The 15,400-nt window shown below is 43.0% G+C and carries 17 protein-coding genes; 3 read left to right on the top strand and 14 right to left on the bottom strand.

Annotated elements, in window-relative coordinates; translation table 11 throughout:
* Positions 1-84: 84 nt before the first annotated feature.
* The 3 genes from GR929_RS03055 to GR929_RS03045 form a co-directional block, all read right to left on the bottom strand.
* A complete protein-coding gene (locus tag GR929_RS03055; RefSeq protein ID WP_159517437.1) occupies positions 85-315 on the bottom strand; it encodes a 4a-hydroxytetrahydrobiopterin dehydratase in 231 nt (76 codons plus the stop codon).
* 74 nt (positions 316-389) lie between these two features.
* Positions 390-968 (bottom strand): flavodoxin family protein, encoded by a 579-nt coding sequence (locus GR929_RS03050; RefSeq protein ID WP_159517436.1) that lies wholly within the window; start codon positions 966-968, stop codon positions 390-392.
* A gap of 28 nt (positions 969-996) precedes the next feature.
* Positions 997-1,653: a DUF4159 domain-containing protein gene (locus tag GR929_RS03045; protein ID WP_159517435.1), complete on the bottom strand. Its 657-nt coding sequence runs from the start codon at positions 1,651-1,653 to the stop codon at positions 997-999.
* Positions 1,654-2,014: 361 nt separating this feature from the next.
* Between GR929_RS03045 and GR929_RS03040 the strand changes: the two genes are divergently transcribed.
* Complete coding sequence (locus GR929_RS03040; RefSeq protein ID WP_159517434.1) at positions 2,015-3,247, top strand: aminotransferase class I/II-fold pyridoxal phosphate-dependent enzyme; 1,233 nt, start codon at positions 2,015-2,017, stop codon at positions 3,245-3,247.
* A gap of 3 nt (positions 3,248-3,250) precedes the next feature.
* Here the strand turns inward: GR929_RS03040 and GR929_RS03035 are convergent, their stop codons facing one another.
* From GR929_RS03035 to GR929_RS02985, 11 genes are all read right to left on the bottom strand, one after another.
* Positions 3,251-4,006 carry a LytR/AlgR family response regulator transcription factor gene (locus GR929_RS03035; RefSeq protein ID WP_159517433.1) on the bottom strand — a complete coding sequence of 252 codons (756 nt, stop codon included), beginning with the start codon at positions 4,004-4,006 and terminating at the stop codon, positions 3,251-3,253.
* Complete coding sequence (locus tag GR929_RS03030; protein ID WP_159517432.1) at positions 3,987-5,075, bottom strand: sensor histidine kinase; 1,089 nt, start codon at positions 5,073-5,075, stop codon at positions 3,987-3,989. Before GR929_RS03030 ends, GR929_RS03035 begins: the two co-directional genes overlap by 20 nt.
* Positions 5,076-5,217: 142 nt before the next feature.
* Entirely contained in the window at positions 5,218-5,853 is a 636-nt protein-coding gene (locus GR929_RS03025) for a hypothetical protein (protein WP_159517431.1), read from the bottom strand.
* 215 nt (positions 5,854-6,068) lie between these two features.
* Positions 6,069-6,323, bottom strand: a complete 255-nt coding sequence (locus GR929_RS03020) for a hypothetical protein (protein WP_159517430.1) — start codon at positions 6,321-6,323, stop codon at positions 6,069-6,071.
* Between the two features lie 522 nt (positions 6,324-6,845).
* Positions 6,846-7,868 (bottom strand): uroporphyrinogen decarboxylase, encoded by a 1,023-nt coding sequence (gene hemE / locus GR929_RS03015; protein WP_159517429.1) that lies wholly within the window; start codon positions 7,866-7,868, stop codon positions 6,846-6,848.
* An 83-nt stretch (positions 7,869-7,951) separates the two neighbouring features.
* Positions 7,952-9,244 carry a glutamate-1-semialdehyde 2,1-aminomutase gene (gene hemL / locus GR929_RS03010; RefSeq protein WP_235934025.1) on the bottom strand — a complete coding sequence of 431 codons (1,293 nt, stop codon included), beginning with the start codon at positions 9,242-9,244 and terminating at the stop codon, positions 7,952-7,954.
* 59 nt (positions 9,245-9,303) lie between these two features.
* Positions 9,304-10,296, bottom strand: coding sequence for a porphobilinogen synthase (gene hemB, locus GR929_RS03005; RefSeq protein ID WP_159517428.1), 993 nt, complete (start codon positions 10,294-10,296; stop codon positions 9,304-9,306).
* Between the two features lie 4 nt (positions 10,297-10,300).
* The gene (locus tag GR929_RS03000) at positions 10,301-11,059 is read right to left on the bottom strand and encodes a uroporphyrinogen-III synthase (protein ID WP_159517427.1); all 759 of its coding nucleotides are present in this window, start codon (positions 11,057-11,059) and stop codon (positions 10,301-10,303) included.
* A gap of 4 nt (positions 11,060-11,063) precedes the next feature.
* A complete protein-coding gene (hemC, locus tag GR929_RS02995) occupies positions 11,064-11,993 on the bottom strand; it encodes a hydroxymethylbilane synthase (RefSeq protein ID WP_159517426.1) in 930 nt (309 codons plus the stop codon).
* Positions 11,986-13,236, bottom strand: coding sequence for a glutamyl-tRNA reductase (gene hemA / locus GR929_RS02990; protein ID WP_159517425.1), 1,251 nt, complete (start codon positions 13,234-13,236; stop codon positions 11,986-11,988). Before hemA ends, hemC begins: the two co-directional genes overlap by 8 nt.
* Positions 13,237-13,292: 56 nt before the next feature.
* On the bottom strand, positions 13,293-13,673 hold the full coding sequence (locus GR929_RS02985; RefSeq protein ID WP_159517424.1) for a hypothetical protein: 381 nt from the start codon (positions 13,671-13,673) through the stop codon (positions 13,293-13,295).
* A gap of 490 nt (positions 13,674-14,163) precedes the next feature.
* Here GR929_RS02985 and GR929_RS02980 point away from each other — a divergent pair, with 490 nt between their 5' ends.
* Together GR929_RS02980 and GR929_RS02975 are read left to right on the top strand one after the other, a co-directional pair.
* Positions 14,164-15,018: a pirin family protein gene (locus tag GR929_RS02980; protein ID WP_159517423.1), complete on the top strand. Its 855-nt coding sequence runs from the start codon at positions 14,164-14,166 to the stop codon at positions 15,016-15,018.
* Positions 15,019-15,059: 41 nt separating this feature from the next.
* The gene (locus tag GR929_RS02975; protein ID WP_159517422.1) at positions 15,060-15,266 is read left to right on the top strand and encodes a hypothetical protein; all 207 of its coding nucleotides are present in this window, start codon (positions 15,060-15,062) and stop codon (positions 15,264-15,266) included.
* Positions 15,267-15,400: the final 134 nt, after the last annotated feature.

Below are 15,400 nucleotides of genomic sequence, written 5' to 3'. Positions count from 1 at the left end.
AGGGCTTCCTCCTACACCAACTTCAACGATAATCTAAGTTGCAATTGCGGGTGTTATAATTCCTCTGTGTGTGTGTCGAGATGATTATAACGCGTCAATTTTCGAAGCCAGCTCATGGTCTTTGTTGGTTACTTTGCCATCACTGTGCGATGTTAAGCTAATGGATACTTTTTTGTATGAATGGATCAAAATATCGGGGTGGTGATCCATACCTTCTGCTAATTCGCCAACTTGGTTTACAAAGCTGAGTGCTTCTTTGAAATTATTAAACGTAAATTCTTTGGTTATTTTCTCTGTTTCTTTGTTCCAATCCATAATAATAAATTTAACTTGTTTTTAATTGCTTCTACAATTCCAAACAAGTTGAAATTTACATGGTTCAATCAAAGTCAGTCATTTATTTTATTTAACAGCCAAGCCATGTTTTCACCCAGTGTATTCATAATTTGCATGCCTTCTTCGTCTTGTAAAACGGCTCCTTCAGGTCCACCTACTGCAAAGTTCCAGTAGCTCGATCCCGGCACAATCATTTGACTAATCAGGAAAAAGTTATTGAGTGTTTCGAAAGCGTGCAATTGGCCTCCACGGCGAACAGCAAGTACTCCTGCTCCAACCTTACGTTTTAACAGATGGCCGTTTCCGCGGGTAACATAACCAACCACATCAATTAAGGCTTTCATTTCGGTTGTAACATCTGCAAAGTAAACCGGCGAGCCCAGAATGAGGCCATCAGCTTGGAGTATTTTTTCGATACATTCGTTAAGCACATCATTTTTGATGTGACACTTTCCATCTTTTATTTCCCGACACTTGCCACAGGCTGTGCAACCGTGAACCTGCCTCCCGCCAAGCTGGAAGTACTCGGTTTCGATACCTGCTTGTTGCAGTGGTTCAAATACCTTTTCGATTACTATTTTGGTGTTTCCGTTTTTACGAGGACTTCCATTAATGGCTAGTACTTTCGTCATGTTGATCGTTTGTTGTTTTTTTGAATTGTTAGTTGTTGAAGACGTATGAAATCAGGTTCGCACCCATTTGCAAAGCTTTCTTCCGAACGTTGGGCGGGTCGTTGTGCACCGAAGGATCTTCCCATCCGTCCGAGATATCGGACTCGTAGGTGTAAAAACAAACCAAGCGGTGTTCGATGAACAACCCAAACCCTTGCGGCCGCTTATTATCGTGTTCATGAATTTTAGGTAAGCCGTCCTCGAACCGGTATTTTTGCTGATAGATCGGATGATCTGCAGGCAACTCCACAAACTCTTGCTCCGGGAAAACCTTTTTCATTTCGCGCCGGATGTAGGCGTCAAGTCCATAATTGTCATCGATGTATAAAAAACCACCAGCCTCCAGATACAACCGCAGGTTTCTGCTTTCTTCTTCAGAAAAAATGATGTTCCCATGCCCGGTGATGTGGACAAATGGATAGTTGAACAGCTCAATACTCCCGGGTTCTACGGTTGCCGGCTCCGGATCGATATTGGTTTGGAGCTCCTGATTGCAAAACCGAATCAGGTTGGGCAAAGCTGTCGGATCGGCATACCAGTCGCCGCCACCTTTATACTTGACCAGCGCCAACTTCAAATTGGGGTTTTGGCCGAAAAGGGTAGCGGAAAATAAGAAAAGGAGCAGTGTTAAAAGCTTTCTGTTCATCGCTTAATTCTTGGATCAACAAAGATAATAAGATAAGCCGTTGTGTGAAACCTGTACAAAATGATTTCGCAATTTTATTGGCCTGTCTGTGCTGCATATTTCATGAAACAGAAGAGGTTTGAGAATCATGGAAGCCATTTGAAAACTGTCGAATGCCATGGTTTGGTCTGGTCTTCAGCTGTTATCCACTCAAAACAAGTTCATTGAGAGCTGAAAAGCTAAGCCACATACTGGCAGAAATGAGCCCGTTAAACCCTTTTCAGACTGAATGAACCTGCCAATTTTACCAAAGAAGGTCGTTTTCCAGAACCGATTTAAATTAGAGCTGTTATCTTTGCGAAGGATTTACAAAAGAAGAAGCATGAAGAAGAGTTTTACAACGCGGTCACTGCATGTTCCATTCCCCAAAAAGGATGCTCACCGCTCGTTAGATATGCCGATATACGAATCAGTTGCTTTTGAGTTTGATTCGTCCGAAGATATAGCTGCTAATTTTAGAGGCGAACTGCCGGCACACGTGTATTCGCGTACCAGCAACCCCACGGTTGAGTATTTTGAGCAGAAGCTGAAAACCTTAACAGGAGCTCACCATGTACTAGCGCTTTCATCGGGCATGTCGGCCATTACGAATACCATTTTAGCCATTTGTAAAAGTGGCGACAATATAATTTCGGGCAACCATTTGTTTGCTCATTCTTATTCCTTATTCGATCAAACCCTTCGGAACTATGGCCTGGAAACACGCTTTACCGATACCACCAAGGCCGATGAGGTAGAAAAACTGGTTGACGAAAATACCCGGGCCATTTATTTCGAAACGGTAACCAACCCGCAACTGGAAATAGCCGATATTTTAAAACTCTCGAACATCGCAAAAAAATACAAGCTGCTGTTGATTTCGGATAGCACCATTACGCCACCGGTTGTTTTTAATGCCAAAGACTTTGGGGTTGATATTGAAGTGATGTCGACGACCAAGCACATTTCGGGTGGAGCAACTTCGTTTGGAGGTGTGATTGTAGACCATGGAACTTACGATTGGCAACTCAATCCGAACCTGAAGCCTTTGGTTGAGAAATTCGGGAAAGACACGTTTGTAGGCCGTTTGCGCAAAAACTACTACCGCAATACCGGAGGCGCGATGACCGCTCATACCGCTCACTACCAAATTCTGGGGTTGGATCTGTTGGAGCTGCGCTTCGAGCGTTCGTATGACAACTGTATGAAGCTTGGCAAGTTTTTAGGCAATCATCCCCAAGTAAAGGGCGTGACTTATCCCGGTATGAAAAATGCCGTGAACTACGATTTGGCCAAGGTGCAGTTTGATGGAAAGCCAGGAACGATCATCACTTTTGATCTGGAATCGGAACAAGCCTGCTTTGCGTTTATGAACCGCTTGCAACTCATCCGCCGTGCGACCAACCTGAACGACAATAAATCGTTGATTATTCACCCCTGGTCTACCATTTATGTTGAGTTTTCGGAAGCAGATCGCCTGGCCATGAAAATAAAACCAACGGCTATGCGCCTTTCGGTTGGCATTGAATCGGCTGACGATTTAATTGCCGATATTGAACAGGCACTGAACGGATAGCAGTCAGGAATTCAGCCACTCCTTAAACCGGGTTGAGCGCTCAATGCTTACCAGGCTATCTTTATCATCTTCAGTCGTGGGAGTTAATACCAACTTCACACGTCCGCGCGACCAGGCATACATTTTATCGATGGCTGCCATGTTAATGATGTATTTGCGGTTAATTCGAAAATAGTGTTCCGGGTTTAACAGCTCTTCCAGCTTGTCGAGCGAGTATTCTACCGGGTAAGATTTATTGGTAAATGTTGTAAGAAAGACCGATTTGTCCATGGCATAGAAATAGGCAATTTCCGACGTTTCAACCTTGTGTATCTTTTCGCCGTACGAAACCAGGAACCGCTTTTTATAGGGTTGTTGTTGTCCGGTGAGCATGGGGTGTAAACTTTCGAAGTTGATGCTGAAAGCCGCTTTCATTTTTTTATACTTCTCCAGACTTTCTACTAAATCGTCTTTCCTGATAGGTTTCAACAAATAGGAAATGCTATTGAGTTGAAACGCTTTAATGGAGTATTGGTCGTAGGCGGTGGTAAAGATGATGGGAATATTCACCGGGACCTGCTTAAAAATGCTGAAGCTTAATCCGTCGGATAGCTGAATGTCGAGAAAAATTAGGTCGGCCGTTTGATTCATTAACCAGCTAACCGATTCTTTAATGGAACCCAGCTTGGCGGCGATTTGGTATTGCGGGTTTATTTCCTGTAAGAGTTTTTCGAGCCGGTCGGCAGCTACTTTTTCATCTTCAATGATCAATACGCGCATAATCGTCTGGTTTTAAAAGTGGCAGTTCAACTTGATAGCAGTTATTTTTCACAATAAAACGAGGTACTCGCTGGCCGATCAAGGCATAGCGTTTTGTGACATTGCTTTGTCCAATTCCGGTTGATTTGCTTTGCGAAAACCTGGGCTGAAGCTTGTTTTTAATGACAAGTGTGCCTTCGGCTGTAGCCACCGAAATGGTTAAGGGCTTATTCTCGTTGATGATGTTGTGTTTGATGGCATTCTCCAGCACCACCTGCAACGAAAGTGGCGGAAGCAACCAGCTCAAAAATTCAGATGAAACATCTATTTCCAGCGAAAGAGACTCGCCATAACGCATCTGCTGTAAGTTAAAGTATGATTGTATAAAAGCCAGTTCTTCTTTCAAACTTACAATGGGTTGCTCAATGGTTTCCAGCACATACCGATAAATCAGGGCAAACTCATCAACAAATTGCTGGGCCTTCTTCGAATCGCTTTCAATTAATCCCGATAACACATTCAAACTATTAAACATGAAATGTGGATTGATTTGCTGCTTAAGCATTTCATATTTTATTTGCGAAAGTTCCTGTTCGAGCATGCTTGCTTTCACTCGTGTTTGGTTGTACTCGAAAAAATAGATACGAGCCTCCAGAACAATCATCAACAGCAGGTTGACGACCGCATAAATCAGGGCATTTTTGATGAGCACCGCATTGAGCTCGTTGGTGTAGGCACTAATCCAGTATGCTGTAAGGGTTATAATGGTTGAAATAACGACTGCTATAATTACGGTTAACGACAATTGAATGATCAGCCGTTTGATTGTGTTTGCCGTACTCCAGGGAAGTCGGTAATTGAGGTGGCGGATAACAAATAAGTTGGGGTAAGCCACCATGAACGCCGAAAGGAGACTTAAAAATGAATTGTAAATCAATCGAATACCAAAATGGCCAAGATCATTCACCGGGTAATAGCCCGTGAAGTGGTTGTAAGTGATAATAATCAGTTGCACACCAACGGCCAGTCCGAGCAGTAAGCGGAATAGCCTTTTGAATGGAAAAAGCTGGTTGATTGGCTGAAGAGGCATAGCGTATTGGTTCACCTTATGGGAGAATTGGTTTTGCTTTAAAATTACACAAAAATGAAAAACCCGCTCCCGATTATCAAAATAGATTGATTAAAAATCCGGTTCATGCCTAGTCGGTCACAAACCGGATTTGTTATTTCGTTTAAAATATACCATATCGAACAGTGATACCGGTATTGAATTTCTGCAATACATCTTCTTCAACACCCAGCATTTTTATGGGCGACGTATTCCGATACGATCCTTCGAGGCCAACCCACCAGTTGCCGGCCACATGAACCATAAATTCGGCTCCAAACTCATTGGCTGCAAAACGTTCGGCATCAATGTATTCATCTGTCCAGGTCAACTCTTTGCGGTATTCTTTATCGTACTGATAGAACAGTAAACCCATGCCAGTGGTCCATGAAAAGCTTAGTTTCCCCCAGTTTTTTAAAGGAACGAGGTATTCTAAAAACATGCCCGAATAGGCTCCTTGCAAACGGTAAGTTCCATCCGTTACCAGCTGGCTTAACTCGTGGTCGTAATTCAGCGCACTATGAGCCAGCCCAATTCCCCAGTGTTCGTCAATCACTACGCCAACACGGGCAGTGAGCCAGCTGGCCGATTCGTCCATCACCGTTGAGTAGGTTCCCCCAAGGCTTCCGTACATGCCCACGGTGTGTTCTTTTTTCTTCCCTTTATAGCTGAAAAGGTAATTGTTGTTTGTTTCCTGTGCCGTTGAGATTATGCACAGCACTAAAAATAACAGGCTTAAAAAAATCGCTTTTGTTTTCATCGTTTCAATTGTTTAACGTGTTTGTTTTAAATTTCACTTCAAAACTAGCGTGGCAACACGAAACCGAAAACTATAAGATGACGAGCCTGCAGAATGGAGGGGCGAACCTGTTTTTAGTCGGATGAATCGGATGAGTTAAACGGTATAATGCCAGCTTAATTGTTGCTTGTCGCCCTTCTGAAAGTCAGGAAGGAGATTCGCCAAGCTACTTCCAACTACTGGGTGGAACCATTACATACAGCGTTTGTACTGGTGTCCATTGAACGACTTGTTGGATCAACCGGATTTTCGAGGTTGCGGGCTTGCGTGGCTTTACGTTGAAATGCGTTTGATAGCTTCTCCATGCGCATGAGATTGCAAGAAAACACGTTTTTTTCGATGCCCATGGCCGTGGTGGTGCCTCCAAACACGTTCGAAACCTTCTCCATGCGAATGGTGGTGCCTCCAAACATGTTTGATCCCTTCTCCATGCGAACGGTGACGCAAGAAAACACGTTTGATCCCTTCTCCATGCGAATGGTGGCGCAAGAAAACGCGTTTGAAACCATCTCCATGCGAATGGTGGCGCAATAAAACGCGTTTGAAACCTTCACCCACGCCATGGGGGAGGCTTGTTTTTCAGTTAGTTAAGTATTTTGTGGCTGTTCTCCCTTGCGCATTGCCGTTTTGAGCCGTTTCGCGTAAAAATGACAAGCTCATATCGCAAACTGATAAATCCCGCTCCCCAATTCTCCTCCTGTTTGATGGAGGAGTCCGGGCTTTAGTCCGGGAGGTGGTTGCTTTTTACCGGGCAGGATTAGTAGCCGGGCTAAGCTGAAATCAAAACAAAGTTTGGACTAATACGCCGACAGATTCCGGCCTTCGCTTGAATACGGGATAAAAATGGATAGCAGAAGACGCAAATACCAAGGTTTCAGACATCATCCGGTTCCTATCCGTTCACCTTAATGGAATGCCCGCAATAAGAACAGTTTGTTACAACTAGTCGGGTTTTACCACTTGGTACTTTTTATCCAATCGACCACAAACTTGGCATTTTCGTACGGAATGTCCGGTAAAAATCCGTGTCCCAGGTTGAAAATCCATTTGCTGTTCTTCTGGAAAAATGGTTTGTATTTCTCCAATTCCAGCGCAATCTCTTCCTGGCTGGCGTACAGGTGTCGTGGATCAAGATTTCCCTGCAAACCAACTTCGGCGTGTACAATCTCGCGGGCATCTTCAATCGGCATTTGCCAGTCGATGCTTACAAAATCAGCAATATCCGGGGTCATGTATTTCAAACCGGTACCAAAGCCTTTTGGGAAAAAGATAAATGGCGTGCCGGTTTCGCGTACAGCACGACTAATTTTTACGACCGCCGGCATAAACAGTTCGTTGTACAGCTCCACCGGAATGAGGTTGGCATGCGTTTCGAACAACTGGAATGCACTGATGCCATGCTCCACTTGCTTTTTCGCATAGATGACCGAAAAATCAGCAATTGCGTCAATTAGCCGCTTGGCTTCCTTTTTATGTTGAAACAGAAATTTGATGGCATCGGGGAAGTTGGGATTGGAGCTGAAGCCCTGCAACATGTAACACATGGTGGTTAGCGGTGCCCCACAAAAGCCAATTAACGGGATATTCGCAGGTCGTTGACGAATAATCTCATCAATCGCTCCGTAGATATATTCCAATTTGGCAGGATCAGGATTCAGGTGATCGGCCGGTTTGCTCAGCCCTTTTAATGGCTTGTTGAATACCGGTCCATGGTCGGTGAATTCCAGTTCCATACCCATGGCATTCGGAATCACCAAAATGTCGGAAAACAGGATGGCGGCATCAACGCCCAAATCCTGAATAGGCATCAGGGTGACTTCTGCAGCCAGCTTGGCATCATCCATCAACTCGCGGAAGGTGTATTTTTCCTTCAGTTGATTATAGTTGGGCAAAACCCGTCCGGCCTGGCGCATAAACCATACCGGAGGGCGTTCTGTTTTTTTCCCTTGAAGTGTATCTAAAAATAGTGATTGCATTGTTTCGTATTTAGTCGTGAGAAATGAGAGGGGAGTACTGAATCCTGAATATTGCCCTCCAAGCTATGATTTCAATTTGCGGATTACAGACTTCTTAAGGCTTTTTCGTTAGCCGCAATGATTGTCTCGATATCTTCGTCGGTGTGAGCGTCAGATACAAACAGGCACTCAAATTGCGATGGAGCCAAATAGATCCCGCTTTCCAACGACTTCTTGAAATAGCTGGCATATTTAGAGGTATCAGAAGTCATCGCATCCTCGAAGCTTTTCACGGTTTCATTTTCGGTGAAGAACAAGGTCATCATCGACCCCATGCGATTAATAACACCCGACACGCCTGTTTTTTCGAGATTGGCTCTTAGCCCGGCTTCCAGTTTGGCCGCCTTACGTTCCAGCTCTTCGTATATCGAAGGATTCTTTTTCAAGGTTGTTAACATGACCAGGCCGGCAGCCATGGCCAATGGGTTTCCGGATAGTGTTCCGGCTTGATAAACCGGACCATCAGGTGCCAGTTGATTCATAATTTCTTCGCGTCCGCCATACGCTCCAACAGGCAGACCTCCGCCAATAATTTTACCGAGGGTTGTCAGGTCTGGTTCCACACCAAAGCGTTGTTGAGCACCTCCGGCCGATAATCGGAATCCGGTAATCACTTCATCAAAAATAAGCAGTGCACCGTATTGTTGAGTTATTTTTTTCAAGCCTTTCAGAAAACCTTCTTCCGGAAGTACAACTCCCATGTTTCCGGCTACCGGCTCCAGAATAATGGCCGCAATATGGTCGCCGTGTTCTTTAAAAAGCTTTTCAACCGATTCGAGATTGTTGTAATCTGCCGTTAGTGTGTCTTTTGCTGTCGCTTTAGTTACTCCCGGGCTATCAGGCAATCCGAGGGTAATGGCACCCGATCCGGCTTTAATTAAGAAACTGTCGGCATGTCCGTGGAAACAGCCGGCAAACTTCACCACCTTATCCCGGCCGGTGAATCCGCGGGCCAATCGCAGCGCACTCATGGTTGCTTCCGTTCCGGAGTTCACCATGCGAACTTTATCGATCGAAGGAACCATGCTGACAATCAGCTCGGCCATTTCATTCTCGATGAGGGTAGGGGCACCATAGCTGGTTCCCAGCTCCGCAGCTTGTTGCACTGCTTTAACAATTTTGTCGTTGGCATGTCCCAGGATTAGCGGTCCCCAGGAGGATACAAAGTCGAGGTATTCGTTACCATCAATATCCCACACTTTTGCACCTTTGGCTTTGGCAATAAATACCGGATCGGCATCTACGCTTTTAAATGCACGAACGGGAGAATTAACGCCTCCGGGTATTCTTTTTTTTGCTTTTTCGAATGCTTGTATGCTTTTTTCGTATGTCATCATTTGAAGTTCAGTGTTTTGAGTTTAAAGTTTCGGGTTCAAGGTTTCAAGTGTCCCGTTACTTACACCCGGTTTCCTTTTTCAAGTTCACTTAAAACAAACTCTTTGGCGTGGTAGGTGATAATCACATCAGCACCTGCGCGTTTCAGTGAAGTCAGTATTTCTTTGATCAGTCGTTGCTCGTCAATCCAGCCATTGGCAGCCGCCGCTTTTACCATCGAAAATTCGCCACTTACATTGTAGGCCACTACCGGTACATTATAGGTCATTTTCACCCGGCTGATGATATCCATATAGCTTAGTGCAGGCTTGACCATCACCATGTCGGCTCCTTCTTCCAGGTCGGTTTCCACTTCGCGAAGGGCTTCATCGCCGTTGGCCGGATCCATCTGGTAGGTATTCCGGTCGCCAAATTGGGGGGCACTGTCTGCAGCATCGCGGAAAGGTCCGTAAAAGCCCGATGCATATTTGGCCGAATATGCCATGATTGGTGTATTTTGAAAGCCATTGTCATCCAATGCTGTGCGGATGGCAGCTACACGACCATCCATCATATCGCTTGGTGCAATAATATCAGCACCGGATTTCGCCAGAGTAACAGACTGTGCTGCCAGTGTTTTCAGCGTGCTGTCATTGTCCACATCCCCATCTACAATGGTTCCGCAGTGTCCGTGTTTGGTGTATTCGCAGTTGCAAACATCAGCCACGATAACCACCTCAGGTAGTTCGGCTTTAATAGCCCGAATGGCTTGCGGTACAATTGCATCATGCTGGCAAGCCACTGCTCCGGTTTCATCTTTCTCGGCAGGAATACCGAAAAGTAAGATTTTATCGACGCCTGTTCGCTCAACCAGGTCTTTGACTTCTTTCACCAACAAGTCAACCGACAATTGAAAGTTGCCCGGCATTGATTTGATTGGATTACTGATATTTTCGCCGGGAACTACGAAGTAAGGCATAATTAAATCATCGCGGTTCACTTCGGTTTCGCGCACCATATTTCTGATGGCTGCTGTTTTTCTTAATCTTCTGAGTCGTGTAATTGGAAAGCTCATATTGTTAGTCTTTTATGGTCGTTTTATTCGATTTTAAATACTGAATGGTTGTTTCTGCTAATCCCAAATAACTTGGCTTTTTTGCTGTTGCCAGTACTACAGCTTGATATTCGTTGATCGCAGCGGTCGTTGTTTTTCCAATACTGATGAAACGTAATTGCCTTGGACTTATTTTTATCTTTTCAACCAGCGCTTTTACAGCCGAAGGACTGGTCGCAATTAGTGCATCGTATTGATTGGATTCGACTAAATTAAGGATTCTTGGATCAACGGATTGGACAAAGCGGGTTTCATAAACGTTAACCCGCTCTACATTCGCCTTTTGTTTGAATTTATGCAGTAGCATGTCCTTGGCCATATTTCCAAGGATTAATAATATCCGCTCATTTCCTTTGAGCTTTGGCATAAATTCATCGGCAAAGTCTCCGGACGATTTCCCGGATCCTACAAAAGTAGGAACGATTCCTTTTTGCATCAGCATTTCGGCTGTTTTAAGGCCTATGGCTGCTATTTTATTCGACAGTTCCGGGTGATTGGAAACAAAGGATGGTACCGCATTTTTGCTGGTAAAAACCAGCCAGTCATAATCGGTTAGTTTTCGCTTTGTTTTGAAGGGGATCGAAGTGGTTTCGATCAGTGGCATAGCATGTACGGTTGCTCCGCTTTGAGCAAGCATTTCATAAAACCGATCGTGCTTCCGTTGAGGATAAGTGCAAATGACCGTTCGGTCTTTTAATATGTTACTTTCATCATTTGTTGACATCTGTTTACTCGGGCCTGATGCTGTCCAGAATTTCTTTACCACCATCGTCCAAAATGGACTGGGCTAATTCAATGGCTTTTTCCGACGCTTCATCCAGTGTGGTATTCACCGATTTTCTGATTAATTTCGTTCCATCTAAACTGGCAACCATTGCGGTGAGTGTAATTTGCTCCCCATCAATTTCAGAATAGCACCCTACAGGCACCTGACAACCACCCTCGAGTGTTCGGAGGAGCGAACGTTCTGCCAACGTTGTTGTCCGGGTGACCTCATCGGTAATGGCATCAAGTAGCGACTGGACCAATTCATCTTCTTCACGAATCTCAATGGCAATGGCTCCCTGACTAACCGCCGGAATCATTACGTCGGTATCAATAAACTCAGTGATTATTTCGTCATACCCTAAACGTAAAATACCCGCTCCGGCCATAATCAATCCATCGCAATGGCCATCTTTCATTTTCTGTAGTCGGGTTTCTACATTCCCGCGAATGTCAACAATTGTTAGTTCTGGATTGAAATGCAATACTTGCGATTGGCGTCGCAAACTTGAGGTGGCTATTTTATCTTTCGCAGTGAAATCAGCCAATTTGCGTCCATCCTTCGAAATAAAAACATCACGAACTTCAGCTCGTTCCAACATGCCACCGATGATTAAATTTTCGGGGAGTTCTGTTGGGAGATCTTTTAAGCTGTGGACAGCCAAATCAATTTCGTTGTCGTAAAGCGCTTGTTCAATTTCTTTGGTGAAAAGTCCTTTATCGCCAATTTTCGAAAGGGCAACGTCCAGAATTTTATCCCCTTTGGTTTTAATGATTTTTAACTCGAAATTATCGGAGGGGTGTGCTTTTTCTAATTCACTTTTTACGGTCTCTGCTTGCCATAGGGCAAGCTTACTTCCACGGGTTCCGATCCTGATTGTTTTTTTACTCATGAGTAGGGGAGAAAAGATCGTTTATTACTTTTATATATTCAGTTTTTCGGCCATTATCGCTGATGGCTTTTAGGTTTTTAATCATCGATTTCACCAGTTTCTCAGCGATATGTTTACCGTATTTTTCCATGTTCTGGAATTCTTCTTCGTTATGAAATTTCCTGAAGACTTCCAGTTCCGATGTATTGATCTCGTGTACACCCATAATGATATTTTGGATGGCCGGAGATAAATTTTGAACGCTTAACCAATCGGCATATTCATGGGCTTTTTTCTTAATAATTTTTTCGGCAGTTGAAATGTAGGTTTTCTTTTTCTCCATGTTTTGGGCAACCACTTCCTTTAGGTCATCCACATTGTATAGAGCAATGTTTTCAATGTCGGCTACTTTGGGATCGATGTTGCGCGGTACGCCAAGGTCTATAAAAACGGTTTGCTTATTGGTATTCTCCGCGCTAAGCATATCGGGTGTAATCAGCGGTTTTTTGCAGGTGATTGAACTGACCACGATGTCGGCCTCACGAATACCAGTCTGGAGTTCTTTAAAATTCAGTGCACTTCCACCAAAACGTCCGGCAAGTTCTTCAGCTTTTGACATTGTCCGGTTGGAGACAATAATGTTTTGACATCCCTTTTTAGCCAGGTTTTTAATAACCAGTTCTCCGGTTTCTCCTGCACCAATCAATAATATCTTTTTATCGGGTAGTTGTTCGAAAATGCTGTTGCATTTTTCTACCGCTGCGTAACTGACTGAAAATGCTCCGCTACTAAGTGCTGTTTTTGTGCGTACCTGTTTTCCCGTTTCCAGTGCTTTATAAAACAGCCGGGTCAATATTTTGCCTGCAGAACCAATCTCTTCGGCATGATTGATGGCTTCTTTAACTTGCGAAACAATTTGATATTCGCCCAACACCATTGATTCCAGTCCCGAAATTACATGGAATAAATGCGAAACGGCACTTTGAGTTTCGTATTTGTAAAAATGAGATTCAATGGCATCTTCTTCCTGAATATGTGCTTTCAGGAAATGAAATAAGATATGGAAAGCTCCTGGAGAGCAACATTCTTCGGCGGTAAAATACAACTCTGTCCGGTTGCAAGTTGAGATGATGACCAGTTCATCAATATTTTTATCTTTCAATATCGTTTGTGATAAATCGGTATACTCTTCCTTCGTAAGAGCAAATTTCTCACGAATACTTACAGGTGCCGATTTATGACTTAAGCCTACTACTCCAATCATGCGTTTTGAAAATAAATGAAAGTTTGGTTATTGATTTCTTCTTTTTTTTGAATGTACTAAGAAATCGCAATCGGAGGAGATAAGCCAAAGAAAGTGTGGTAAATATCAAATGAATACTTTCTGTGATTGCTAATTGTAAAGCTATTCCCTTCAGGTTTAGGGACTAAAAGCTTATCAGCTTTAGATAAAGCTGTTTGGCTACATTTATAATCAGGTGTAGTTTTTTCCGATACATCGAAAAAGTAGCAACTATTGTTGTTTGCACTAATTTGAGCCGATTGGCTGCCAGAGTCTTTGTATTCAATGTTTTTTCCTGTGAGTTCAGCTAGTTCTTCATTCGCATTAGCTCTTAGGTTTATCCCCATGGTGAGGACAAATAACGCTCCGAGTAAAAGGAGGTAAGGCATGAATGATCCGGCTAATCCAATAAAAAACATAATAGTCGCTTACAATATTCGAGAACAAATTTAATAATGTCTGTTAGAATACGAATAGATTTTGGTTGATATTAATCAATTCTAACGCAGATTTTGTAACTATTCTCAATAATAAAGGGTTTCGAAAAATTATTTGTTCTGTTAAGGTAACAACAATCACGGATTGATGTTTTATAAATTGTTATTTTTTTGAAATTAGAAAACAACCCCGACCTGGTTTAACGAAGTACGATATCATGAAAATTTTCATTGGTTTCCTCTGGTTGTTAAGCGTTAAAACTTGTTTTACGTTCAATTAACCAGGTTTTCTCAAGGGAGGAGCTGGTTCTTAAAAACAAGAATAAACGAAAGTGATTTTTATCCAATTGTTATTCTACTTAGCTGAATCGTAATATTTGAAAATTGCCATTACCGATGCTGACATCTGTTTGATTCATGTTTTAAACATCTGCCTGTTTTCGCTGTTCTTACTTAAAAGGAATAATAATCGATGAGAACAGTAAAGAAAATACATCAACCGGAGAGTGATCCAATTCAGGACTTAACAACGGATCGGGTGATTCCGACTCGTTCGATCCAACACATAGACCCATTTCTATTCTTAAATCACCATGGTCCGCAGGAATATCCGGAAAACAATAATGGTCTTCCGTTTGGTCCCCATCCACACCGCGGCATGGAAACAGTAACTTTTATACTGGACGGAGATATTGCTCATTTTGATAGCAGTGGACAGAAAAGTGTTATTAAATCGGGCGGTGTTCAATGGATGACGGCAGGTAGAGGTTTGATTCATTCAGAAGTTTCCTCTGAGGAGTTTAAGCAAAAAGGTGGACCTTTGGAGATTTTACAGCTTTGGGTTAATCTGCCCGCAAAAGATAAGATGTGCGATCCTTTTTACAAGGGAGTTCAAAAAGAACTGATTCCGAAAATTGATTTAAACGATGGACAAGTAAACGTAAACCTGGTTTCCGGTGATTGGGAGGGCGTAAAGGGGCCTTTTCAATCAGGAATTGGCGTTCATTTGTCAACCATTGACTTTAACCCGGATTCAGAATTGGAATTGACAATACCTAAAACAAGAAACGTCTTTTTCTACCTTATTCGTGGGAAAATGGAAGTCAATGGTCAGTTGGTAGAAGCAAAGCGCTTGGTTGAATTTGTTAATGATGGATCGATGATTAAAGTTGAAGCGCTTGAACAAAGCATGTTATTGCTGGGATATGCGCCACCGATAGATGAACCGGTTGTTTCTCATGGTCCTTTTGTGATGAATACCCAAGAGGAAATTGTCAAGGCCTACGAAGATTATAAAAATGGTAAATTTGGTAGTTGGAGCCATTAATTTATATGGCGTCATTTTATCAACTTACTACTAAATAAATAATGAATAATTTGAATAAGCGAAAGCTGCTACGAAACGGATTAATGGTTATTCTGGTGATTAATTTCTTCGCCTTGATCATAGCATTGACCAATTTGATAGACGATAATCCGCTTAGGGACTATCGGATAGCATTGGTCGTTAGTTTTGTTGCAATTGCAGCCTTGGCCCGGCAAGTCTGTAAAAATTGTGGCGAAAAGACTGATTGAATTTTATCAGCGAAATAAAGTCCGTATTTCTATATCCGTGGTAAATGTTGGGTTTTCAAAATATCTTATAGAACAAGTTTAAGTAAAAATCGGTATAAGTAGATTAAGACTATTGTTTATGCTCTAAAATCAAT

Source organism: Sunxiuqinia indica, assembly GCF_009847015.1.
Lineage (GTDB): Bacteria > Bacteroidota > Bacteroidia > Bacteroidales > Prolixibacteraceae > Sunxiuqinia > Sunxiuqinia indica.
The sequence above is the reverse complement of the archived record's forward strand: the minus strand, read 5'-3'. Positions and strand labels throughout refer to the sequence as shown.